This window comes from Haloarcula sp. HT12 (genome assembly GCF_055271655.1).
Genome location: NZ_JBUXKW010000004.1, coordinates 517,852 through 539,442, shown reverse-complemented (window position 1 = coordinate 539,442; position 21,591 = coordinate 517,852). Strand labels below are relative to the sequence as shown.

Annotated in this window: 23 protein-coding genes and 2 pseudogenes; 5 read left to right on the top strand and 20 right to left on the bottom strand. The window is 61.0% G+C overall.

Annotated elements, in window-relative coordinates; genetic code table 11:
- Positions 1-147: 147 nt before the first annotated feature.
- The 10 genes and pseudogenes from ACY9XZ_RS15620 to ACY9XZ_RS15575 all read right to left on the bottom strand — a co-directional run.
- Positions 148-453 (bottom strand): annotated as a pseudogene (locus ACY9XZ_RS15620) (NAD(P)/FAD-dependent oxidoreductase); the annotation flags it as partial.
- Positions 454-813 (bottom strand): thioredoxin, encoded by a 360-nt coding sequence (gene trxA, locus ACY9XZ_RS15615; RefSeq protein WP_463457944.1) that lies wholly within the window; start codon positions 811-813, stop codon positions 454-456.
- A gap of 162 nt (positions 814-975) precedes the next feature.
- Entirely contained in the window at positions 976-1,380 is a 405-nt protein-coding gene (locus ACY9XZ_RS15610; protein ID WP_463457943.1) for a helix-turn-helix domain-containing protein, read from the bottom strand.
- Between the two features lie 183 nt (positions 1,381-1,563).
- The gene (locus ACY9XZ_RS15605; protein ID WP_463457942.1) at positions 1,564-2,622 is read right to left on the bottom strand and encodes a sulfite exporter TauE/SafE family protein; all 1,059 of its coding nucleotides are present in this window, start codon (positions 2,620-2,622) and stop codon (positions 1,564-1,566) included.
- Entirely contained in the window at positions 2,612-2,776 is a 165-nt protein-coding gene (locus tag ACY9XZ_RS15600) for a DUF7512 family protein (protein ID WP_463457941.1), read from the bottom strand. Before ACY9XZ_RS15600 ends, ACY9XZ_RS15605 begins: the two co-directional genes overlap by 11 nt.
- A 348-nt stretch (positions 2,777-3,124) precedes the next feature.
- A complete protein-coding gene (locus ACY9XZ_RS15595) occupies positions 3,125-4,273 on the bottom strand; it encodes an MBL fold metallo-hydrolase (RefSeq protein ID WP_463457940.1) in 1,149 nt (382 codons plus the stop codon).
- Positions 4,274-4,507: 234 nt separating this feature from the next.
- Positions 4,508-5,683, bottom strand: a complete 1,176-nt coding sequence (locus ACY9XZ_RS15590) for an anion permease (RefSeq protein ID WP_463457939.1) — start codon at positions 5,681-5,683, stop codon at positions 4,508-4,510.
- A gap of 7 nt (positions 5,684-5,690) precedes the next feature.
- Positions 5,691-6,149 carry a YeeE/YedE family protein gene (locus ACY9XZ_RS15585; protein WP_463457938.1) on the bottom strand — a complete coding sequence of 153 codons (459 nt, stop codon included), beginning with the start codon at positions 6,147-6,149 and terminating at the stop codon, positions 5,691-5,693.
- Complete coding sequence (locus ACY9XZ_RS15580; RefSeq protein WP_463457937.1) at positions 6,149-6,706, bottom strand: YeeE/YedE family protein; 558 nt, start codon at positions 6,704-6,706, stop codon at positions 6,149-6,151. The genes ACY9XZ_RS15585 and ACY9XZ_RS15580 overlap by 1 nt, the downstream gene beginning before the upstream one ends.
- A gap of 8 nt (positions 6,707-6,714) precedes the next feature.
- On the bottom strand, positions 6,715-7,908 hold the full coding sequence (locus ACY9XZ_RS15575) for an MBL fold metallo-hydrolase (protein ID WP_463457936.1): 1,194 nt from the start codon (positions 7,906-7,908) through the stop codon (positions 6,715-6,717).
- A 250-nt stretch (positions 7,909-8,158) separates the two neighbouring features.
- On the opposite strand from ACY9XZ_RS15575, the gene ACY9XZ_RS15570 reads away from it, so the two are divergent.
- Together ACY9XZ_RS15570 and ACY9XZ_RS15565 are read left to right on the top strand one after the other, a co-directional pair.
- Complete coding sequence (locus ACY9XZ_RS15570) at positions 8,159-8,404, top strand: sulfurtransferase TusA family protein (protein WP_463457935.1); 246 nt, start codon at positions 8,159-8,161, stop codon at positions 8,402-8,404.
- A 2-nt stretch (positions 8,405-8,406) separates the two neighbouring features.
- Positions 8,407-8,979, top strand: coding sequence for a DsrE/DsrF/DrsH-like family protein (locus tag ACY9XZ_RS15565; RefSeq protein WP_463457934.1), 573 nt, complete (start codon positions 8,407-8,409; stop codon positions 8,977-8,979).
- A 94-nt stretch (positions 8,980-9,073) separates the two neighbouring features.
- On the opposite strand, the pseudogene ACY9XZ_RS15560 reads toward ACY9XZ_RS15565, so the two are convergent.
- A pseudogene (locus ACY9XZ_RS15560) lies at positions 9,074-9,145 on the bottom strand (DUF1641 domain-containing protein); the annotation flags it as partial.
- A gap of 43 nt (positions 9,146-9,188) precedes the next feature.
- Entirely contained in the window at positions 9,189-9,599 is a 411-nt protein-coding gene (gene trxA, locus ACY9XZ_RS15555; protein ID WP_463457933.1) for a thioredoxin, read from the bottom strand.
- 428 nt (positions 9,600-10,027) lie between these two features.
- Here trxA (ACY9XZ_RS15555) and ACY9XZ_RS15550 point away from each other — a divergent pair, with 428 nt between their 5' ends.
- Both ACY9XZ_RS15550 and ACY9XZ_RS15545 read left to right on the top strand, forming a co-directional pair.
- Complete coding sequence (locus ACY9XZ_RS15550; RefSeq protein ID WP_463457932.1) at positions 10,028-10,468, top strand: DUF302 domain-containing protein; 441 nt, start codon at positions 10,028-10,030, stop codon at positions 10,466-10,468.
- Position 10,469: 1 nt separating this feature from the next.
- Positions 10,470-11,030 (top strand): class I SAM-dependent methyltransferase, encoded by a 561-nt coding sequence (locus ACY9XZ_RS15545; RefSeq protein ID WP_463457931.1) that lies wholly within the window; start codon positions 10,470-10,472, stop codon positions 11,028-11,030.
- 221 nt (positions 11,031-11,251) lie between these two features.
- Here ACY9XZ_RS15545 and ACY9XZ_RS15540 read toward each other — a convergent pair whose 3' ends face one another.
- The 8 genes from ACY9XZ_RS15540 to ACY9XZ_RS15505 are packed head-to-tail and all read right to left on the bottom strand — an operon-like array spanning position 11,252 to position 20,132.
- A complete protein-coding gene (locus tag ACY9XZ_RS15540; protein WP_463457930.1) occupies positions 11,252-11,668 on the bottom strand; it encodes a DUF3830 family protein in 417 nt (138 codons plus the stop codon).
- Positions 11,665-12,975, bottom strand: a complete 1,311-nt coding sequence (locus ACY9XZ_RS15535; protein WP_463457929.1) for a hydantoinase/carbamoylase family amidase — start codon at positions 12,973-12,975, stop codon at positions 11,665-11,667. Before ACY9XZ_RS15535 ends, ACY9XZ_RS15540 begins: the two co-directional genes overlap by 4 nt.
- Complete coding sequence (locus ACY9XZ_RS15530; protein WP_463457928.1) at positions 12,948-14,357, bottom strand: dihydroorotase; 1,410 nt, start codon at positions 14,355-14,357, stop codon at positions 12,948-12,950. Before ACY9XZ_RS15530 ends, ACY9XZ_RS15535 begins: the two co-directional genes overlap by 28 nt.
- Complete coding sequence (locus ACY9XZ_RS15525) at positions 14,347-15,378, bottom strand: ABC transporter ATP-binding protein (protein WP_463457927.1); 1,032 nt, start codon at positions 15,376-15,378, stop codon at positions 14,347-14,349. Before ACY9XZ_RS15525 ends, ACY9XZ_RS15530 begins: the two co-directional genes overlap by 11 nt.
- A complete protein-coding gene (locus ACY9XZ_RS15520; protein WP_463457926.1) occupies positions 15,375-16,484 on the bottom strand; it encodes an ABC transporter ATP-binding protein in 1,110 nt (369 codons plus the stop codon). Before ACY9XZ_RS15520 ends, ACY9XZ_RS15525 begins: the two co-directional genes overlap by 4 nt.
- On the bottom strand, positions 16,481-17,392 hold the full coding sequence (locus tag ACY9XZ_RS15515) for an ABC transporter permease (RefSeq protein ID WP_463457925.1): 912 nt from the start codon (positions 17,390-17,392) through the stop codon (positions 16,481-16,483). Before ACY9XZ_RS15515 ends, ACY9XZ_RS15520 begins: the two co-directional genes overlap by 4 nt.
- Positions 17,389-18,417, bottom strand: a complete 1,029-nt coding sequence (locus ACY9XZ_RS15510; protein ID WP_463457924.1) for an ABC transporter permease — start codon at positions 18,415-18,417, stop codon at positions 17,389-17,391. Before ACY9XZ_RS15510 ends, ACY9XZ_RS15515 begins: the two co-directional genes overlap by 4 nt.
- Positions 18,417-20,132: an ABC transporter substrate-binding protein gene (locus tag ACY9XZ_RS15505; protein ID WP_463457923.1), complete on the bottom strand. Its 1,716-nt coding sequence runs from the start codon at positions 20,130-20,132 to the stop codon at positions 18,417-18,419. Before ACY9XZ_RS15505 ends, ACY9XZ_RS15510 begins: the two co-directional genes overlap by 1 nt.
- A 389-nt stretch (positions 20,133-20,521) precedes the next feature.
- Between ACY9XZ_RS15505 and ACY9XZ_RS15500 the strand changes: the two genes are divergently transcribed.
- Complete coding sequence (locus tag ACY9XZ_RS15500) at positions 20,522-21,316, top strand: IclR family transcriptional regulator (RefSeq protein ID WP_463457922.1); 795 nt, start codon at positions 20,522-20,524, stop codon at positions 21,314-21,316.
- Positions 21,317-21,591: the final 275 nt, after the last annotated feature.

Below are 21,591 nucleotides of genomic sequence, written 5' to 3'. Positions count from 1 at the left end.
CGTCTCTGGGAGCTGTTGGGTCCTGAGTGAGCGTTTTGTACAGCATAATTAGCGTGGCGGCGATCAGAGCGACCCCCCGGAGGAACGAGGTTGGCATCAGGAAAGTCAGCCCAGCGCCTTCGTCGATCACCGATCTTGTGTGGATCCTTCGCCGGTCGACACCGACAGCCCTAGCGGCTGGGCATCCAGAATCGCGTCCTTGATGCGACCGTGCTGGAACTGCGCACCGAACTGTTTGGCATGCGCTTTCCCGCGTTGGATAAGATCTATCCCGCCGACACCGTCGGGGAAACCGAGGTAGTTCTCGACGTCAGTCGTCAGCGTGAGCTGGCCACCGGGCTCGTCACCCTCGAGGACGAGGGGGTCGAGGTCGGCCCGTGCGGCATAAACTGCCGCCGAGAGGCCGGCAACGCCCGAACCAGCGATGACGAGGTCGTGGCTGTCATGTGTCAGTTATTCGGTGTAGCTCTCGATGAGCGCGCGGAGTTGGTCTTCACCCTGGAGCCCGACGATCTCTTCGACCTGCTCGCCGTCGGCAAACAGAATCAGGGTTGGAACGCCCCGAACGCCGTATGCACCGGCGAGTTGCTGGTTCGCGTCGACGTCGACTTTGGCGACGGTCGCGCCAGTCTCGGCGGCCAGCGTCTCGACAATCGGTTCGAGCATCTGGCAGGGGCCACACCAGTCGGCGTAGAAGTCCACGAGGACGACGTCGTGCGCTGTGACGACGTCGTCGAGCTGGGACTGTCCGTCGACGTAGAGCGGTTCGTTCGTGGTCGCGGTACCAGCGTCGGATGCAGTATCAGTTGCCATCATCAGTACGTATGCACCAGCACTAATTAAGAGTTTTGGGAATAGTATACAATACTACTCAAAACCAGATGTCGGCGTGAAATAGCGGTCGTACCATTGTTTCACGCAAAAACGCATCTCACTGTCCAGCAGAATTGAACCCGAGAGAGAGAAGTGGACGAATTAGCTTTCGGCGGCTGGCGTCGCAGTCTCGGACTGCTCGTAATTGGCCTCGAACTCCTGGGTGAGCTGACCCATCTTCGCGTACCAGTCGTTGAGCAGGCGCTGCATGTCGTCGGCGATCTTCGAGGGGTCCGTCGGCGAGTAGACGTGGTAGTAGCCGCCCTGGTCGTAGTTGATCTGGTCTTTCTCGATGAAGCCGGTCTGCAGCAGCCGCTGGACGGAACGGTAGGCGGTCGAGCGTTCGCGGTCGACTGCATCGGCGATTTCGTTGACGGTCAGCGGTTCTTCGGACGTGACGAGCGCCTGGAAACACTCCTTATCGAGCTCTTTGAGGCCGTGGAAGCACTCCAGGAGCCCCTCGCACTCCATGTCCCGACGGAGCTGTTCAGACATCGAATCTGGCATTGTTATCGATGCTATGTAGGTACTGAGTCATTAAAAGAATTTTGTGCAGATTGCACAATTTTGCGGTTGACTATGGCGGGGGAGACAGCAATACCGTGTAAGTAATCCAGCGGTACCCTGAAAAGCTCTCACGGTCGACGGACAGTTCACCTCGACTGGGAACCGGATTGGAGCAAAAACAAATCAGTCGGCAACTGTAGTCGCCCGGCGACGCGTCTCACGGAGCGAAGCGACCGTCGTGTAGAGGATCGCGAAGGCGACGGCGACTGCCGCGCCGATCACGAGCACTAACCCAAGCAGTTCGAGAGTCGGGTTGCCGAGGTAGGATCCGATCTCGCCGATACCCACCGCGACGGCACCGATCAACAGCATCCCGCCGAAGTAAATCTTGATGCCATCAGCGTCGACGACCGCGGTCGCAGCGGACCCGACACGCGCACCGAGTGCGCTCCCGAACAGCAGCGGAGCGACGATACCGAGGTTCACGCCGCCGCCCTGTCCATAGAGGTAACTCCCGAGGCCACCGGAGAAGACGATCTCGAAGAGGTCAGTGCCGACGGCGACGGGCACCGGGACACCGATCGCATAAATCATCGCCGGCATCCGGATGAAGCCGCCACCGACGCCGAGGAAGCCCGACAGGAGGCCGGTGGCGAAGGCGACGGCCGTAATGACCCACGCGGAAACACGGACGTCGCCGCGAAGCGTCACCATCGGCGGAACGCGAACAGTCTGCTGGATCGTCTTGGCGGTTTCAGGTATCTCGTACTCGCTGAGGGCTTTGTCAGCTGCCTCGTGGTCAGTCCCACTCCCACCGTCACCGTTCAATGCATCACGGGTCACCATTGCCCCGACACCGCCGAGCAAAACGACATATGCGACGCTGATGATTCCACCAGCGAGCCCCAGCGATTCGAGGTAGTAGACGCTGGCGCGACCGGCCTCGATGCCGATAGTCGTCCCGGTGATCATAATCGCGCCGAGTTTGTAGTCGACCTGCCCGAGATCGTGGTGTTTCAGCGTCGCGATGACGGCCGTCCCGAAGACGAACGCCATCCCGCTGCCGACTGCGACAGGCGCCGGATAGTCCAGCATCAACAGGGCAGGAGTGACGAGGAAGGACCCGCCCATGCCGAAGAACCCGAACAGGACCCCGACGACGAGACCAAACCCGACGAACAGTACCAGCATCTCGGGACTCGTCTCCAGGATCCCGAGCCCATCGAGTAGACTACTGAACACTCGCTTCACCTCCGGCCAGGAGTTTCATGAGATAGGGTTCGAAGAGCCGTTCGAGACCACCATAGCCCACGTACAGCACGATCGCTTCTAGTAGAATCGTACCGATGAGCAAGGCCGTCTCCGGGTCCCACGTGGGAATCTCTAGTCCCGCCATCGATTCTCTCTCCGACTTTCGAATTCGGTAATTCGCTGTTGGCACATTTCTACTCAATACCCCCTACCTGCTTCGTGGCTATAACGGTTTTGGGATTATTATACAATACTATATTCCGGTAACTTCAGTCGGAGTACCGATAACTTACAGAGAACATACGACGCCCGAACGGCTACAGAAATCGATCGGTGCTCGTCCGGAGCTTCTACCGTACGCGCAGATCGAAGAATCGTGTCATGACGCTCGACGGCGTGACCGATATGAGGCTCCCGAGTGTGACCGACCAATCGGCCGTCAGTCAGTGGCCCACGACCGAAGTCGTTGGCTTCCGACTTGCATCCCTGTAATCTACGCGGCGCAGTTGTTCGGCCCCAGTTCGAGTTCCGTCGCTTCGCTCTCGTCTTTGACGGCGTCTCTGCCGGTGTTGATGGCGATGACCGCCTCGTAGTTCGGGGGTTTCTCCGGAGAGTCCTCGGTCAAGCGCTCGACGAACGCGTCGCGGTCCAGTCCGAGGAAGTCGAGCTCGTCGCGGAGGTCGTCGACCCGGGCCTCGAGGGGCTCTCCCGGTGAGCCGTTCTCGTAGCGGCCGTCGCTCGTGACGGTGAGGTGGCCCGGCAGGACCGTCGTGTCGTCCGGGAGCTCGAGGATCGTCTCGTGGAGCGAGTCGTACAGCAGCTCCGCTCCACGGGAGGCGTCGTCCTCGCCGAACTGGAGTTCGGTCCGTCCGACGGAGTCGACGAACAGCGTATCGCCCGTCAACAGGAGTTCGTCGTCGACGAGGTAGTTCATCATCTCCGAAGTGTGCCCGGGCGTGTGCAGCGCCTCGATTTCGACGTCGCCGACCTCGATGACCGCTCCGTCCGAGAGCGGTTCGTATTCGTACTGGACGCCGCGCTCACTGGCCGCGTCGCCGAGGTGGTAGGGCACGCCGATCGCGTCGGCGAGCGCCGGGCCGCCCGAGATGTGGTCGGCGTGGACGTGCGTATCGATGACGCGACTTATCGAGAGCCCGGCGTCCTGAGCGGCGACTTTGAACCGGTTGGTCTGTCGGGTGGCGTCTACCACGACGGCCTCTCCCGCCTCCTTCGAGCCGATGAGGTAGCCGAGACAGCCCTTCGCTCGTCGCTGGATCTGACGGAGGATGAGGTCGTCACCGGTCGTCTCGATGGGGACGGCCTCGTAGAGTTTGCTCCACTCCTCCATGCCGCCGGTGACGGCGGAGACGTCCTCGTAGCCGTACGCTTCGAGTTCGAACGCGAACGCTGTCGACGTCAGACCCTTGCCGCAGATAGCGACGACCGGCTGACCGACGCCCGGCGCGTTCGCTCCGGTTAGTGGGTCTTCGCTCAGTCCTTCGTCCGGGTCGTAGGGGACGTTCTTCGCGTCGTGCACGTGCCAAGCCTCGTAGCTGTCTTCGGGGCGTGTGTCGACGAGTGTGAACCGTTCGTTCGCGTCGGTCTTCTCCGCGAGTTGTTCCGCGGTGATTGTTTTGACCATGGTTTCTGACGTGTGTCGCGTCCAGTTTGTCGCTCGTCACCTCCCTCGCGTGCGCCGTCTCCGCCTGACGCGTTCGACTACGTGCCTGACGCGTTCGACTACGGCCCTCTTCGGGGAAAGTGTTTCCGCGTGAAATGACGGCTCGATCGCGGACCGAGCGGGGGATATGGTCACCCCGGTCGCGGGTTACGAAGAATCGAGGAGAAAGCCTCGCGCTTCAGCGCGGGGAGGATGTCAAAGTAGCAGAAACGCGGCCGCGTACGCGAGCACGAACGAGAGAGCGAACGATCCGGCCCACGCTCCCACCGTCAGGAGGATCTTCCGTACGTCGACCGCCGCACGGCCGCCGACCGCCGCACCGCTTCCGATGATGGCGCTCACGACGATTTCGTTGAACGAGACGGGAACGCCGAGCAGGACGGCCAGCTGTGCAATCAGGAACGATGGCACGAGTGCCGAGATGGATCGCCGCGGGCCAAGCGACGAGTAGTCGTGGGCGAGCGACTTGATCATCCGGGGCGCTCCCGTCCACGAGCCGACGAGCATCCCGAGACCGCCTCCGACGAGCACAGCGAACGTTGAAACCATCCCTACCTCGTCAAGCAGTGGCAGTAACGGGCCGACGGCGAGCCCGACCTGACTCCCGCCCGCGGAGAACGCCACCAACGATCCGAGCGCCAGCAGGACCCGACGCAGGCCGCCGTGTTCGTCGCGGCTCACGTCCCACCAGACGACCGCTGCGACGGCCAGTACCGCGAGGCCGGTAATCCCGACCGCCGACACGAGCCCGTCGACTGCCAACACCTGCTGTCCGACACCGCGGACGGTTCCCGCCGCACTCCCCTCACCGAGGAAGCTGAACTGGACGTTCACGAGGACGGCTCCGACGAGGCCGGCGAGGACCGGGATACTGTATCGTTCGGGGACATCGGGACGTGGGAGAAGGCTCGCGATTGTGAACGCGAGGCCGCCGCCGACGAACGGAGTCAACACCCAGACGGCGGCGATCTGCTGGTACTTCGACCAGACCGGTGTCCCGCCGAGGGCGAGGCCGACGCCGATGACAGCGCCGGTCACGGTGAACGCGGTCGCGATCGGATAGCCGGTCGTGATGCCGACCGCCATCAGCCCCGCGCCCAGCACGAGCACGAGGATGACCCCGGCGACGGGCAAGCTGATACCGCCGACGAGCCCGCTCCCGATGGCTTCCGAGACGTTCCCGCCCTGCACGACAGCGCCGACGAAGCCGAAAACGCCGACGAGTAGCGCGGCGCGCATCGTCGGGATGGCGTTGGCGCCGACGGCGGGGGCAAACGGGGTGGCACCGCTCGAACCGGCACCGATGACCCACGCCATGAACAGGCTGGCGAGTGCTGCAGCGACGAAGAGGGCGATGAGAGCGGGGTCCATACGTGGGTTAGTCTGCGCCCGTCGTGGTGGTGTCTCGTGCCTGGCTGTGGCTCCGCCAGTAGCCCTGGGCGTACGCGCCGACGAACATCCCGGCGAGCGCCCACAGGATCGTGACGTTGCCGACGCCGAGGCTTGCGTACGCCGCGCCCGGACAGATGCCGGACAGCCCCCAGCCGACCCCGAAGACGGCGCCGCCGACGAGGACGTTCCGGTCGAACGGCTTCAGCCGGCGCTCGTAGGGGTTGCCCGTGAGAGGTGCGGCGTCCCGAATCCGCGGCAGCAGGGCGAACGCGATCCCGGAGACGATTGCGGCGCCGAACATCACGAACAGGAGGCCAAGATCGTCGAACTTGAGGAAGTTCAACACGACCTCCGGACGCGCCATGTGGCTGAACCCGAGTCCGAATCCGAAGACCAGGCCGCCGACGAAGATCAGCGGCTTGAACAGCGGATGCCTGTCCGCCATTATGGGCTCACCCCCAGCGCGGCCACGATCTGGGCCGTCCCGATCGCCACGGTCAGGAACGTCACCACGCCGACCAGCGACGTCTTCGACGCCGAACCGACGCCACAGACGCCGTGGCCCGACGTACAGCCCTTGCCGATCCGAGTGCCGATGCCGACCAGGATACCGCCGACGAACAGCCGCCACGGCTGGACGTCAGTCATCCAGAGCGTCACGCCGGCGACCTCGTACAGCTGGCCGGTCGTTCCGGGTTCGTACAGCGAGCTCGATATCAGCCCGGACTGGAACGTCGCCGCGAAGGCCAGCCCACCGAGGATGATGCCGGCCGTAAACACGAGCCGCCAGTCTCGCGATCCGATGTACTGCTGGAACCGCGACTGGTCGGAGACGTACGACAGCGTCGACTCCAGGAACGTGCTCGCTCCGGCCGGGATACCCGTTCCGAGGTAAATCAGAACGGTCCCGAGGCCGACGAGCAGTCCGCCGACGGCGTACCGGCTGATCCCGTTGGGGAAGAGTTCGGCAGCCGTTTGGAGCAGTACTGGGTCAGCAACCATCGGCGTCGTTAGTCACCCGCGAGGGATTCCTGGCTGGCGGCACAGTTGTTGGGGCCGAGTTCCAGGGTGAACGCTTCCTCGTCGTCGACGGCGTTCTGGCCGAGGTTCGTTTCGATGATGTCCTCGTAGTTGGCGGGCCGGGGCGGCATATCCGACAGGATCAGCTCGACGAAGGCGTCTTCGTCCATCGTGAGCGCGTCCATTCCCGAGACGAGCTCGCCGATTGGTGCCGTGAACGTCCCGTCCGCGGCGGGTTCGGCGGCGTCGCTGAAGTGTGCGCCGCCGACCAGCGTGTCCTCAGGCAGGGTCAGCACGTGCTCTTGGAGGGACTCATAGAGCATCCGGGCAGCGTCGGGCGCGCCCTCGTCGCCCTCTTCGAGGTCGGGGCGGGCGACGCTCTCGATAAAGAGTCCGTCGCCGGTCGCGAGCAGGCTGTCGCCGATCAAGTAGGAGGTCATTCCGGTCGTGTGGCCGGGCGTGGAGACGGTTTCGATGGTGGCGTCGCCGACGCCGAATGTGTCGCCGTCCGCGGCCGTGGTCAGCTCGTCGGCGTAGGTGACGCCGCGGTCGACGGCGGCCTCGGGGATGACGCCTTCGACGCCCGCCGCGTCGAGGTCGCGAACGCCAGAGATGTGGTCGGCGTGGATGTGCGTATCCAGCGCGTACTGCAGATCGACGCCGAGATCGTCGGCGTCATCGAGATAGCGGTCGGTGAACGCCCGCAGCGGGTCGATGATCGCGGCTTCGCCGTCGTCGTACAGCAGGTAGCCGAGACAGCCCGAGGAGGGGCGCTGGTACTGCAGGAGCGTGCCGGCGCCGTCGTAGCGTTCGACTTCGACGGCCTCGTAGATGCTCGCCCAGCCGTTCATGCCGTCTTCGAGGTGGTCGACGTCGTAGCCGCGTTCGGCGAGCGTCCCCGCGACGTACTCGCTGGCGCCGCCTTTCGCGCACAGGACGGTCACCTCGCGGTCGTCGGGGATCTGATCGAGGACATCCTCGTCGATGTCGTCCTCGAGAAACTCGAAATAGGGAACGTTGATCGACGTGACGTTGTCGCCGTCGATACGCCATTCGTCGTAGTCAGACTGCATACGCGCGTCGAGGAGCGTAACGTCCTCGCCGGCGTCGATGCGGTCTTTGAGCGTTTCCGGGTCGACTGAGGCCACGTCGGCGTCCGGAGTCGGGAAGTCGTCAGCGTTCATGTTATGCAGTCAGTCTTACCGGCCGGATGCACAAAAGGGTTTGCATAGTAATTCACTTTCTAGACAATACTAACAACGGAAAAGTTGGGATAAATTGGTACGAAACCCCCCTAAATCCCTGAAATAATGGCTTTGACCGCGTATAAGAGTAGTAGAGTAGTTTGTAATAAGTACAAGAATCGACAATCTTTTACTTGCGGAGGGGATATTGTGCAATAGCTCCAATACAGACTCACGGAGCAGATAACCAATGAACGCTGAATTCGACATCGCGGAGACGCTCGACGTGAAAGGTGCATCGTGTCCCATGCCAGTGGTGAAGACGAAAGGCGCAATCGACGACCTCGCCGAGGGTGAGGTCCTCGAAGTGCTGGCGACTGACCCGGGAAGCATGAGCGATATCGACGGTTGGGCGTCCGGCACCGAAGGCGTCGAACTCGTCGATCAGGCGGAGGGCGACGACGTGTACAAGCACTACGTGCGCAAGACGGAGTAACGATGAGCACGGACACACCCGAAGCGTCCGCCGACGACCTTCCGTCGCGTGCGGAGCTGGCTGCCCGCGTCGACGAACTGGAGGACGCGCTCGCCGAAGCAACTGACGAGGACGACACGAAGAAGATGAGCATCATCGCGACGAAGGGGACGCTGGATATGGCGTATCCGCCGCTGATCCTCGCCAGCACCGCCGCTGCGTTCGGGTACGAGGTGACCGTCTTCCACACGTTCTGGGGGCTGGACATCCTTCACGAGGAGCGGTCGAAGAACCTCAAACTCAGTTCCGTCGGTAATCCGAACATGCCGGTGCCAAACGCCGTCGCCGCGATTCCCGGCATGGACCGGGTGACGACGAAGATGATGGAAAAACGGATCGCGGACAACGACACCGCCACCATCGAGGAGCTGCTGGAGACGAGTCTCGACATGGGTGTGGAGTTCCAGGCCTGTCAGATGACCATCGACCTGATGGACTACGACGAGGACGATTTCTACGACGGTGTCACCACCGGCGTCGGCGCTGCGACCGCCCTCCAAGACATGGCAGACGCCGACATCCAGCTGCTGGTCTGAAACGATCAATCAGATGTAGGGGTGCTGTCTCTGTGACCTGTTTTGCTTTATACCCGGCTCACTCGCGGCCGACTGCGCCGGCAAGCACCAGCAGCTAGCCGTGGCCGTACTGTACATCCGGGTCGCATAGCCCACGAACCAACCCGACAGGGCCAACCGGCCCGGGTCGCGGTTCGCTTCCCGACTGGCTATCGCCGGTCCCAGCCGAATCAAACGTATTCTTCGATCACGGCGCGGAGCTGTGCTTCATCCTGCATGCCGACGAGGCGCTCGACCGGCTCCCCGTCAGCGAACAGGAGGAGCGTCGGGACCCCCTGAACGCCGTACTCGGCAGTGAGCCCCTGGTTCGCGTCGACATCGACCTTCGCCACTGTCGCAGTGGTCTCGGCGGCAACTGTTTCGACGACGGGTTCGAGCATCTGGCACGGCCCGCACCAGTCTGCGTAGAAATCGACCAGAACGACGTCGTGCGTGGCGACTGTGTTGGTGAGTTCGGACGGTCCATCGACCGATATCGGTTTAGAAACGCTCGCCTGGTCTGCTCCATCGCTCCCCGCTTCGTCTCGGTTACGGAGCTCGTTCAGCTTTTGCCGTCTGATCTCTTCTAGCTCGTCAGTCATTGCCGCGCTGTTCGAACCGGATGGACTTATTTATTTTGTATAACTTGCACAATACTACATTGCACTGTGTGATTCGAAAGTGGACCAGCAACAGTCCAAGGCTTTGTTCCCAGCACCACAGCAACGCGTCGGCAAGCCGTGGAACGAGACGTCCCGTAATCGCGTGGCAGTCACTCTATAGGCGGTCTCTGGACTTAGGGGTATTGCGGCTTTTCTCGTCGAGACGCGCGACAACACCTACAGCCACCGTCGTTGGCTGGCTGCTGGACACACCACTGACCACGAGAACCGGACCATTCGGTCGATCCGGTACGGTCGCGGGACCGACGACTATCGAGCCGTCGAGGAGTAGATGGCCGAGTCCATCGCTGTTCGCTCGACAGCGTATCCGAAGAGCCTTTGCTCTATAGGCACAATACAATACACGAATGGTGCTCCCAATCGACCCGAGCCAGATCGACCCTGCAGACATCGGCGAACAACAGACCACGCTCGAAATGAGCCACGAAGACGCGATCGAACACGTTCGAGACGTGTTTACCGACGCCGGATTCGGTGTCCCCGTCGAGTTCTCGCCCTCCGAAATGCTCAACGAGAAGATCGACGCGGACCGTGACCCCTACTACGTGCTGGGGGCGTGTAACCCCGAGGTCGCCGACCGCGCCCTCGATGCGACAGACAACAAACTCGGTGCGCTCATGGCCTGTAACGTCGTTATCTGGGAAGAAGAACCCGGCCGTCAGCGCGTGTATCACGTCTCGATTATGCGTATCGCCCGCCTCGTGGGGATGGCACCCGACAACGAGGAGATGGCGGACATCGTCGCCGACACCGGAGAAATCGTCGACGAGGCGTTCGAGAACCTCTAACATGGGATATCACACGTTTGACGCCGGCCGGGCCGACAAGCTCGAAGATGCACAGCAACGGTACCGGTTCCTCTCCGCCGAAGAGCTCCGCTGGGCGCTATCGGCCGACAGCGACGAGACGGTCGCGGACCTCGGCAGCGGGACCGGATTCTACACCGACGACAGCGCACCGGCTGTCGACCATCTGTACGCCGTCGATATCCAGGACGCGATGCACGATTACTACCGAGAGAAAGGCGTCCCTGACAACGTCGACCTGGTGACGAGTGGGGTCGACGACCTCCCGTTCGAGACCAGCAGCCTCGACGGGGCGTTCTCGACGATGACGTACCACGAGTTCGCTAACGACGGGGCGCTGCGCGAGGTCGCACGAGCGCTCAAGCCGGGCGGGACCTTCGCTATTGCCGATTGGTCCGCCTCCGGAAGTGGTACCGACGGCCCGCCCGTCGACGAGCGGTTTTCCGCTGACGAGGCTGCTGACGCGCTCCGGCAACACGGGTTCACGATCGAGTTCGAGGCGGTACGGCCGGAGACGTTCCTGCTCGTTGCGAGTGCCGACTAACCGAATAGGTCCCAAAAGCTACTATATGGAGCCATATACCCAAGACTGAACCCTTATATTGTATCTTAATCCCTCCTATACCCTATATCTATATCAAAGTCAGATATAGCGTTTTATTCACTCCATTATCAGGACATTTCTGCCAGGACTTGTTACAAAACGTCGCCAGGCTCGCATTGACATATGTCAGTCGGTCTTCTACCGGAAGACAGCGATGTCTCTCACCGATCTTTCTCTCTGATAACGATTTCCTGAATACCGTCGCGGAGTGTCAACTGTTCGAGTTTTCGGAGCTCCTCTGCGCTCGCGTTGACTGTCGCAACGTGATTCCCTGCGAGCTCACCAGCTTGACTCTTGAAACAGGTCGGTCCACAGGGCAGCAGTATCTCCGCGTCGTTCCGATAGCCCGGATAGAGCAACAGGTCACCACGCGATGGATACGTCGTGTGGTTTTCCCGAGGCAGCTCCGGGAGGTCGACCTCGTCGATGTTAATCCACGTCGCGATACCGCTCCAGCGGACGTGCATCAACTCCGAGTGAAGTGGTAACATGCTTCGGAGTGCTGCAACGGTTTCCGGGGCCTGCTGTTCGTGAAGCTCAGCTGTAAACGTCGTCTCCTCGGTCTGGATTTCGATCATTCGTATGTACCGTTTTGGTCAGTGTTCGATGCGAGCAATGCGAGACTCTCGGCGAGGACTTGCGTCGCTACAGCACAGTCCGACCATTCGGCCCACTCTCTTGGCGAGTGGGAATACCCACCCGTCGACGGGGCGAACAGCAACGCTGCATCGGTCACGTTAGCGACCTGCATCGTGTCGTGGCCAGCGCCGGAGTGTAGCGCGAGTGTCTCGATTTCGCGCCGGGAGGCCGTTGTTTCCACGGCTTCCTGAACGCGTTTGGATAGCTGTGTCGGGGCGATATCGTACGGGATATTGAGCGATGTTTCGACCCCATGTTGGTCCTCCAACTCGTCGAGCGAGTTCTCGACAGCCCGGACCTGGCGGTCAATCTCCAGTTGGTCAATGGACCGGAGGTCGAGACGCATCGACACACTCCCCGGAACGACGTTGACCGCATTCGGTTTCGGGGTGAGGTGGCCGACCGTCCCGACCGCCGTCCCCGTGCCTGAGGCAGCGATCTCACTTGCCGTCTTCTCGACATCGAGAACGAGTTCGCTCGCTGCGACGAGCGCGTCGCAACGCGCCCCCATGCCCGTCGTCCCTGAATGGTCAGCGTTCCCGTCGATACTGACGTGTCCCCGCGTAGTGCCGGTGATACCGGTTACGATGCCCAGGGGAGCGCCCGCATCTTCGAGGCGTCCTCCCTGTTCGATGTGGAGCTCTATCCAGGTGTGCCACTCGCTCGCGTCGAGGCGTCCCGTGCCGCGAAATCCGGCCTCCTCCAGTGCCGTTCCGAGAGAGACGTTTCCGTCAGAGAGGTCCAGGGCGTCTTCGACCGATAATTCCCCAGCGGCGACGGAGGAGCCGAGAACGCCGTCAGCGAACCGCGTTCCCTCTTCGCCGGTGAACGAGACGACTTCCAGCGGGCGTTCGATGGCGACGCTGCTGTCCCGAACGGCACGGACCGCTTCGAGCGCGGCGTAGACGCCGAGGGGACCGTCGAAGATGCCACCCCTCGGCACGGAGTCGAGGTGGCTCCCCGCCACGACCGGTGCGGCGTTCGGGTCACACGTCGACGGCGTCCATCGGCCGGCGATATTGCCGACAGCGTCGATCTGAACGTCGAGACCGACTTCCGCCATCCGGTCGACCAGATACTCGCGGGCCTGCACATTAGCACCGTCTGCTGGGAGTGCAGTCCGGCCACGACCCGTGTCGGCTTCCACGCTCCCGAACTCACCGGTCCGCTCGATGTCCGTTTTGAGTGATTCGGCGTCGATGTCGATCGTAGTGTCCACTACGCCATCCCTCCCTGTGAGTCCCATGTCGGGACATCCCGGGCGAGGAACTCCCCGCGGGGGCCCCCGACGACGCCGGAGTCGTCAGCGATGCGCCGCCCCCTGAGGTACGTCTCGACGACTTTCCCGGTCACTTCCCGGCCCTCATATATCGAGTAATCCGCCAGGGAAGCGTTGTCCGCCGCCGATATCTCGTATGCCTCCGTCGGGTCGAACACGACGAAGTCGGCGTCTGCCCCGACGGCGAGCCGGCCCTTCTGTGGCAGGCCGAACGTCTCTGCAGGGTTCCTCGAAAGAACCCGAACAAGGAACGAATAGGGGAGTCCACGGCGGTTGACCGCCTCATCGTGAAACACCGGGAGTGCCGTCTGGAGGCTGTTCACGCCGAAGGGGCAGTCCCACCAGTTCTCGACTTCCTTCTCGGTCCGCGTTGACGCGACGTGGTCCGTCGACACGATATCGAGCGTGCCGCTCCGAAGCGATTCGAACATCGCCTCGATGTCATCCGCAGTACGGAGCGGTGGCGACTGCAGCGCCATCGTGCCCTGTTCCGCGTACGCGTCTTCGGTGAGCGTCGTGAAGTGCGGACACGTCTCACCGCGAACCAGCGTCCCGTCCTCGCGCGCTGACGCGAGTTCGTCTACAGCCGCCCGCGAGGTGGTGTGGATGCCGTAGTACTTGCAGTCAGTCTCAGTAACCAGTGAAACGGCATCTGACAGGGCCATCGCCTCCGCGTAGTCGGGACGTGTCTCCGGATACTCAGTCGGGTGTCCGCGACCGGTACGGCGCTGTTCGTCGGTCAGTGCCTGACAGACGGATTCGTCTTCGGTATGCAGGACCGCGACCGCATCGAGGTCAGAGAGCCGCTCGAAAGCCACTCGGAGGAACCCGTTGGAGACACCCACATCGTAGACGGTGAAGAACTTGAACGACGGAACGCCCGCCTCCACGACCGCCTCGAACTCATCGAAGACCGAGCGGTCCTCGGTGGTCACCGTCGCGTGCAGCCCGTAGTCGACGTATGCCCCCGATGCACTTTCGCGCTGGCGGTCAATAGCGTCAAGCAGCGACCCGCTATCAGCCCAAACCGACCCATTAGCGTCGTGTTCACGCTCGCCGGTCCACGTCTGCCACGCGAAATTGATGACGGAGGTAACGCCGCCGCGGGCCGCCGCCGCGGTCCCGCTCTCGTAGGTGTCGATGGAGTTGAACCCGTTAATATGGACGTGCGGGTCGACGACGCCCGGCAGGACCATGTTCCCTGCCACGTCTAGCGTCCGCTCCGCGTTGGGAAGGTGTCGCTCGTCACCGATAGCAACGATAGTTCCGTCCTCGACAGCGAATCCCGCGTCAACGGTTCCTTGCGCTGTGGCAAGCGTTCCGCCGACGACACGGAGATCAGCTACCATCGGACCCACTCCCGATAGGGGTCTGCTCACGGAGGCGGTCGAACCCGTCTGCCCCGTCTTCGTATGCGATACACCGCACGTCTCGGTCGTGTACGTCGTATTGTTCTGGATGTCTCATTGCACAGTCTTCGGTCGCGTGTGGACACCGCGGGTGGAGCCGACACCCCGAGGGCATGTTTCGCGCCCCGGGTACTTCGCCTTCCAGCGACTCGCTGTCCGGTTTGAGTGCCTCTTCTTGCTGGGACGTAACGGGGATAGACGACAGGAGCGACCGCGTGTAGGGGTGCCGGGGGTTTTCGAACAACCGGTCAGTCGGGCCCTGTTCCTGTATCTCCCCGAGATACATAACAGCTGTTTCGTCCGCGAAGTTCCGCACGAGCGAGAGGTCGTGCGTGATGAAGAGGTACGTGAGGTCGAACTCCGTCTGGATGTCCTCAAGCAGTGAGATAATTTTCGCTTGTACGCTCACGTCGAGCGCGCTGGTCGGTTCGTCGAGCAACAGCAGGGACGGTTCGACAGCCAGCGCGCGGGCGATATTCACGCGCTGTTTCTGGCCGCCACTCAGCTCGTGTGGGTACTTGTACAGATACTCGTCGTTGAGCCCGACCCGCTCCAGCATCTGTCGGACACGCTCTTCACGTTTCGAACTCGGGACCCCGGTAGCTTTCAGCGGGACCAGCAGCGACTTCCTGATCGTCCGACGCGGATTCAGACACGACGTCGGGTCCTGGAAGACGAGCTGGATCTCCGACCGCATCTCGGCCAGTTGCTGTCGGATCGGATTGGTGATGTCCTTTCCGTTGAATCGGATGAGACCATCAGTCGTCTCGTGGATGTCGATTATCGTCTTTGCGACCGTCGACTTGCCGCTTCCGGACTCCCCGATCAAGCCGAGCGTCTCGCCTTCGTCGATACTGAACGAGACCCCGTCGACCGCCTTCGCCGGCGGGTCAGACGAGAACAGCCCTTCGGCTGGGAAGTGCTTTTTCAGGTCCTGGACTTCAAGCACCGGCCCGCTCATCGGTCGCCCTCCGCTGGCTCCGGCGTCGGCCCGTGCTCTGACAGCCGCTGTTTCGTTTCCTGCAGCGTCGGCACTGGCCCCATGTCTCCGTCCGCGTGACGGACACAGGCGGATCTGGCCGCGTCGCCAAACGGAACGTCTGGCGGCTCACTGGACCGACAGCTCTCATCGGCGTACGGACAGCGCGGATGGAACCGACAGCCCAACGGCGGGTCCGTGTACTCCGGGACCGACCCGCCGATGCCACCGGCCATCGAGTCGCCGGACAGGCGAGGGATAGACGCGATCAACCCCTGCGTGTACGGATGGCGTGGCGCGTTGAAGATCTCCGCCGTCGGTGCACTTTCGGCAATGCGACCGCCGTACATGATGTAGATGCGGTCACTTAGCTGTCGCGCCACCCCGAGGTTGTGCGTAATCATCAGGATACTCATGTCCCGTTTTTCGATGAGGTCTTCGAGCAGGGAGAGGATTTCATCGTGAACGGTCACGTCCAGCGCGGACCCCGGCTCGTCAGCGATGAGCAGATCAGGTTCGTTCAGGAGCGCTTGGGCGATGATCGCCCGCTGTCGCATCCCGCCGGAAAGCTCCGACGGATAGCTGTCCATCACGGACTCCGGGTCGGGCATCCGGACCTCTTCGAGAAGCTCTATCACTCGCTCGCGGGCGGCTGACCGGTCCGTCGACGACAAGCGTCGCCGGAGATAGCCTAGGATCCCCGTCGTGCCTTCGCCGCCGAACTGTGCCGTGTCGGTGAGTTGCTCTCCGATAGTGAACACGGGGTTCAGGCTGGACAGTGGGTTCTGGAATATCACGCTGATCCGGTCCCCGTTCAGGTCTCGCCGTTCGTCGTCCGGGAGGTCGCGGAGGTCCTGTCCGTCGAACTCGACAGTCCCGGAAACGCGTGCTGGCGGCTCCTCGAGCAGGCCAGTGATGGCTTTGGTCGTCACGGACTTGCCACAACCGGTCTCACCGGCGATGGTAACGACTTCACCGTGGTCGACTGTCAGGTCAATCCCATCCACGACAGCCGCGTAGCCGTCGAAGCCCTCGAACCCGACCGAGAGGTCCCGGACAGCGAGCAGCGGCGATGGGGCGTCGGTCATTGCTCTACCTCCACGTCGAAGAGGTCACGCAGCCCGTCCCCGAGCATGTTGAACCCCATCACGAGGACGAATATCGCAAGGCCCGGGAAGATGCTGATCCACCACTCGGCGGGCAGATACTGGGTGCCGTCCGCGACCATCGTCCCGAGTCCCGGTCTCGGGGGCTGGACACCGAGCCCGATGAACGACAGCGATGCGCCCGTCAGGACGACGATACCGGCGTCTAACGTCGCTTTGACCAGCAGCGGCGAGAGGCAGTTCGGCAGGAGTTCCCGGAAGAGAATGTGCGTCCTGCTCGCGCCAGCCAGTTCTGCGGCCTGCACGTACTCTTCGGACGACAGACTCGCGGCCAGTCCGCGGGCCAGTCGCGCGTACCACGTCCACCAGAGCGACGCGATGGCGAACATCGCGATCTCCAGGGTCGGTTCGAAGGCAGACGCGATGGCGAGTGCCAGTACGAGGGGTGGGAGCGCCAGGAACGTGTCCGTGATCCGCATGATGATCGTATCGACCCAGCCGCCGGCGTAGCCGGCAACCAGCCCCAGCATCACGCCGACTGGGACGCCGAGTCCCAGCACCACAGCGACCAGTAACAGGGCGATGCGGTAGCCGAAAATAACGCGGGTGAGGATATCTCGCCCCGCGCTGTCCGTTCCGAAGGGATGGTCGAGGCTCGGCGGTTGGTAGGCGTTCCCGAAGTCGGTGAACGACCCCACTTGTTCGGGGTACGGGGCGATGTACGGCGCGAACACGGCCGCGAGTGCGATAGTAACAACTATCGCGAGCCCGATGACGCTCATCGGCTGGTTTACGAACCGGCGATACGAACGATACCACAGTTCGCGACGTGCCGGCGACACGAATCGGTCGAGCCCGGACGTATCGAATGAGAGGGTGTCGATGCTCATGCACTGTCACCTGCTAGACCGATCCGCGGGTCGATGTAGCTCGTCAGCAGGTCGACGACGAAGTTCACTGAGACGAACACGACGCCGACCAACATCGTCACGCCGACGACGGCGTTGATGTCCGAAGTCAGGACGGACTGGACGCCGTATTTCGCCAGGCCGGGCCAGGAGTAGACGATTTCGATAATGAACGCGCCGCTAAGCAGCCACGCGTACTGGAGCCCGAGGATGGTCAGCGTCGGCACGAACGCGTTTTTCAGCGTGTACTTGTCCGTGACCATCCACCTCGGTAAGCCGTAGCCACGCATCGCCTCGATGTAGTCCTGGCCTTCGACGTCGATCATACTCGAGCGCGTGATCCGGATTATCTGCCCCATCCCGCTAAACGACAGCGCAAGCGCCGGCAACAGGATATGCGTCCATGCGTCGACGTGAGCCGCAACCGATCCCGACAGAAGGGTATCGACGAGCATGAAGCCCGTCGTTCGGACCACCTCGCCGCTGTACGCCGAGGAGAGTCGCCCCGTGATCGGGAACCAGTTGAGAAAGTACCCGAACACGAGCTGGAAGACGATGCCGACGAAGAAGCTCGGGACGCTCACCGTCGAGAAGGCGAAGAACCGGGTCGCGTTGTCGAGTATCCCGCCGTGGTGTTTCGCGGCGACGATGCCCAGCGGAATACCGAACACAACCATGAACGTGAACGCGAGCGTGATGAGTTCGAGCGTCGCGGGGAACTTCGTTACCAGATCGTACGCGACGGAGTTCTTCGTCTGGAGGCTCTGGCCCAGGTCGCCGACGAAGAGCTTGCGCATGTACTCGACGTACTGGAGCGGGAGCGGTTTGTTGAGTCCCATCTCCGCAGCGAGTTCCGCGACCTGCTCCTCGCTGGCCATCGCTCCAAGTGCCATCCGAGCTGGGTTCCCCGGTAGAACCCGCGAAATGACGAATATGAGCACTGACAGCCCGAGGAGGCTGACGGCCATTCCTGAGAGCCGACGCAATATCTGGCCTATGCGCGGCATTACACTTGGTGGAGGTTACGGAACGTATACTCGAAGCCCTGTGCGGGACGAAGCGTGAGCCCCTCAACGTCGTTTTGGAAGCCGATCGTCTTCACCGTGTGATACAGGTGCATGTCACAGTGCAGGTCCGCGAGCTTGCTCTGGAGCTCTTTGTATATCTCAACACGGGCCTGTCGATCAGGGGTCTGTCGCGCTTCGTCGATGAGGCTATCGACTTCGGCGTTGTCGAGATGTTCCATGCTCATCCACGTGTTCGCCGCGTCGGAGTGGAACTGGTTGTAGAACATCGAGTCCGGCGACGGGTACGTCGGAACGTAGAACACCTGACTCGTGTGTGGCGTGTCTTCTACCGTGGTGGCCATCTCCGTGATGGTCCCCCACGTCTGGGGGTTCAGTTCGACGTTGATCCCGATATCCGCCATGTTGTCCTTGAACAGCAGTGCGATGCGCTCCTGGAAGGAATACGAGGACGTGAACGTGTTCGTGATGGTGAGTTCACCTTCCGAATAGCCGGCATCGGCCAGGATCTGGCGCGCTCGCTCCGGATCGTAGGACGGCTGCATCACATCGCTCTTGTGTGCCCCCCACGTTGGCGGCAGCGGTCCCTGGGCTTTTTTCATATCCGGACGGATCTCATTGACGACCTGTTCGTAATCGAAGCCCCAGGCCATCGCCTCGCGAACTGCAGGGTCGTCAGTCGGTGCTTTTTGCGTGTTTATCTTGTTGTATAGCAGCCCGAACGTCGGGATCTTCTCGACCCGTGCGTTCTCCATCTGGTCGATAGCACTGTAGGTCTGGGAGTTCTGGTACTGCCCGGTCATATCCAGTTCCCCGTTTTTCATCAGCGTTTGCACAGTGGAGTTTTCGGTGATGATGCGGACCTCGATGGTGTCGAACGATCCGTCAGGGAACTGCTTGAAGTAGTCGTCGTACTTCGCGAACGTAATCGAGTTACCGCGGGAGAACTCGGACAGTTGGTATGCACCGGACCCGGCATCGTTGTTGTTGATATACGTCTGCCCGTAGTCACCACGCTCACCGTAGTCGCCGTCTTCGAGATTGTCCATGATCCTGTCCTTATCCACGATGAATACTAGGACCATGATGGGGAGGAACGGCGCGTAAGACCGATTAAGTTCGAAGGACACGGTCTGCTCGTCCTCGACAACGATGTTCTCCGTGTCGAGAACGCCGCTCAGTAGCGATGCGTACCCCTGGTTGAGGTCGAGGAACCGTTCGGTCGTGAATTTCACGTCTTCTGCCGTAACCGGATTCCCGCTGTGGAACGTTGCGTCGTCCCGTAGCGTGAACGTGTACGTCTTGCTGTCGTCCGAAACCGACCACTCCGACGCGAGATTCGGTTGGATCTCTCCGTCGCTATCAGGGAATACGAGCGGGTCATAGAGGTTCACGAGCGCCATCGCTTGCACGTAGTCGGTTCCCTTCGCTGGGTCGATGGTACCGAGCCGTTGCGAAATGTTCGCCGTGAGCGTCGAGCCGTCGCCGTTACTGTCCGTCTGTGCTCCACTGTCTCCGGTTGACGTGCCTTCTTCAGTCGAATCCGATCCGGAGCCCCCTGCACAGCCGGCTAGCCCAGCGGCACCAGCCGAACCGAGTGCAGCGAGAAACTGGCGGCGCGACCCCGCTGATACGAGGTCCGACGCCGTAATCTCGCCCGTGATACCCTGGTCGCTGGTACCGTCATCGCCAGTCATTCGTGGGCTCCGTGGAAGCGAACATGCTCTTCGGTACTGTGCAGTACTAGCTGCGTAATCTGGGCATACAGTCTCATTTTCGCGTCGATAAAGTAGATTCGCCACTTATCTAAAAGCTTTACCCTACATACGTCATAACTACCTCAGGAAGACAAAGGTAAGAGTATTCCTTAATCGCGTCACCAAGTCCTTAAATTTCTGAACCGATACCGTCGATTCAAGATACACGAACACACATTTCGAAGTCAGGATACGCTTTGTCCACTAGATTGCGAATAAATCTTTAGAACCAACTGATTACTCTCATATACGCAAATGCATGAGGGATATTTCCGAAGATTGTTCAACATATCCGAACATATAAGTCGGTACGGTGTAAAGGCGGTAATATGCCTCCAACCGGTGGTGACGACGGGCCTCGGACGTTGCAGACCGTCTCGATATCTTCTGCGGTGCTGACGACACTCAAAGAGTTAGATGGGGCTGGCGTAACAGAACTCGCGACTGAACTCGATATCTCGAAAAGCACCGCTCACATCCATTTGACGACGCTGGTTGAGAATGGACTCGTGGTAAAGCGTGACAGCAGATACGAACTCGCACTCAAACTGTTCGCGGTCGGCGAATACGTCCGTAGCCAGAACCCATTGTATCGACATGGAAAAGCCCAGGTGGACGAACTTGCGGATAAAACGGGCCAATACGTCCACATCGTCACCGAGGAGAACGGCCGTGCTATCAACCTCTATCAGGTGAAAGGCGATACGAGCGTAAGCGGGGAGTACCAGACGACAAAACCCCAGCAACGAGACCACTTGCACTACACCGCCTCTGGGAAAGCGATACTTGCCTATCTCCCTGAGCAGCGTGTTACTGAAATCATTGATCGTCACGGCTTACCAGAACGAACAGCGAATACCGTAACCGACCCGGAAACGTTGTTTGAAGAGTTAGAGGAGATCCGTCAACGCGGGTATGCGTACAACGACGAAGAAGAGATCGAGGGATTCCGTGCGATAGGTGCACCGATCCAAACACCCACTGGCGACGTACTGGGTTCCTTGAGCGTTTCCGGACCCGCAAGCGTTCTACAGGGCAACCGGTTCGAAGAGACTCTCCCAGAACAGGTCGTCAACTCGGCCAACGTTATCGAAGTGAACATCAACATGAGTAGTCGGTCATGATTCTCCCAATCACGTTCGAACATATTGAACGCTACATCGACTCCCGAGTGGGCTGGTTTCAGTAGACCCCCGTTCCATCCTCTCGGGAATGGTATGCGTTAAATATAACATCTGTACATTTGTTAGATTGTCGGATAGCGACAAATACTTCTCCTATAGGTTCTGTTCTAATTGAATACCTCCATTTGAACCTGTATTTATTCATATACTATTATATATTCATATTCAAGCCGATTTTGGCAGAACTTTCGTTTAATCTGATCGCAGAAAGACCA

Coding starts and splice junctions, on each gene's coding strand:
- ACY9XZ_RS15500 (WP_463457922.1), top strand. CDS start 20,522: ATGCCTCCAACCGGTGGTGACGACGGGCCTCGGACGTTGCAGACCGTC.
- ACY9XZ_RS15565 (WP_463457934.1), top strand. CDS start 8,407: ATGAGCACGGACACACCCGAAGCGTCCGCCGACGACCTTCCGTCGCGT.
- ACY9XZ_RS15600 (WP_463457941.1), bottom strand. CDS start 2,776: ATGGCGGGACTAGAGATTCCCACGTGGGACCCGGAGACGGCCTTGCTC.
- ACY9XZ_RS15590 (WP_463457939.1), bottom strand. CDS start 5,683: ATGGACCCCGCTCTCATCGCCCTCTTCGTCGCTGCAGCACTCGCCAGC.
- ACY9XZ_RS15580 (WP_463457937.1), bottom strand. CDS start 6,706: ATGGTTGCTGACCCAGTACTGCTCCAAACGGCTGCCGAACTCTTCCCC.
- ACY9XZ_RS15595 (WP_463457940.1), bottom strand. CDS start 4,273: ATGGTCAAAACAATCACCGCGGAACAACTCGCGGAGAAGACCGACGCG.
- ACY9XZ_RS15570 (WP_463457935.1), top strand. CDS start 8,159: ATGAACGCTGAATTCGACATCGCGGAGACGCTCGACGTGAAAGGTGCA.
- ACY9XZ_RS15545 (WP_463457931.1), top strand. CDS start 10,470: ATGGGATATCACACGTTTGACGCCGGCCGGGCCGACAAGCTCGAAGAT.
- ACY9XZ_RS15585 (WP_463457938.1), bottom strand. CDS start 6,149: ATGGCGGACAGGCATCCGCTGTTCAAGCCGCTGATCTTCGTCGGCGGC.
- ACY9XZ_RS15540 (WP_463457930.1), bottom strand. CDS start 11,668: ATGATCGAAATCCAGACCGAGGAGACGACGTTTACAGCTGAGCTTCAC.
- trxA (WP_463457944.1), bottom strand. CDS start 813: ATGGCAACTGATACTGCATCCGACGCTGGTACCGCGACCACGAACGAA.
- ACY9XZ_RS15550 (WP_463457932.1), top strand. CDS start 10,028: ATGGTGCTCCCAATCGACCCGAGCCAGATCGACCCTGCAGACATCGGC.
- ACY9XZ_RS15575 (WP_463457936.1), bottom strand. CDS start 7,908: ATGAACGCTGACGACTTCCCGACTCCGGACGCCGACGTGGCCTCAGTC.
- ACY9XZ_RS15535 (WP_463457929.1), bottom strand. CDS start 12,975: ATGGGACTCACAGGGAGGGATGGCGTAGTGGACACTACGATCGACATC.
- ACY9XZ_RS15610 (WP_463457943.1), bottom strand. CDS start 1,380: ATGCCAGATTCGATGTCTGAACAGCTCCGTCGGGACATGGAGTGCGAG.
- ACY9XZ_RS15505 (WP_463457923.1), bottom strand. CDS start 20,132: ATGACTGGCGATGACGGTACCAGCGACCAGGGTATCACGGGCGAGATT.
- ACY9XZ_RS15515 (WP_463457925.1), bottom strand. CDS start 17,392: ATGAGCATCGACACCCTCTCATTCGATACGTCCGGGCTCGACCGATTC.
- ACY9XZ_RS15530 (WP_463457928.1), bottom strand. CDS start 14,357: ATGGTAGCTGATCTCCGTGTCGTCGGCGGAACGCTTGCCACAGCGCAA.
- ACY9XZ_RS15510 (WP_463457924.1), bottom strand. CDS start 18,417: ATGCCGCGCATAGGCCAGATATTGCGTCGGCTCTCAGGAATGGCCGTC.
- ACY9XZ_RS15520 (WP_463457926.1), bottom strand. CDS start 16,484: ATGACCGACGCCCCATCGCCGCTGCTCGCTGTCCGGGACCTCTCGGTC.
- ACY9XZ_RS15525 (WP_463457927.1), bottom strand. CDS start 15,378: ATGAGCGGGCCGGTGCTTGAAGTCCAGGACCTGAAAAAGCACTTCCCA.
- trxA (WP_463457933.1), bottom strand. CDS start 9,599: ATGACTGACGAGCTAGAAGAGATCAGACGGCAAAAGCTGAACGAGCTC.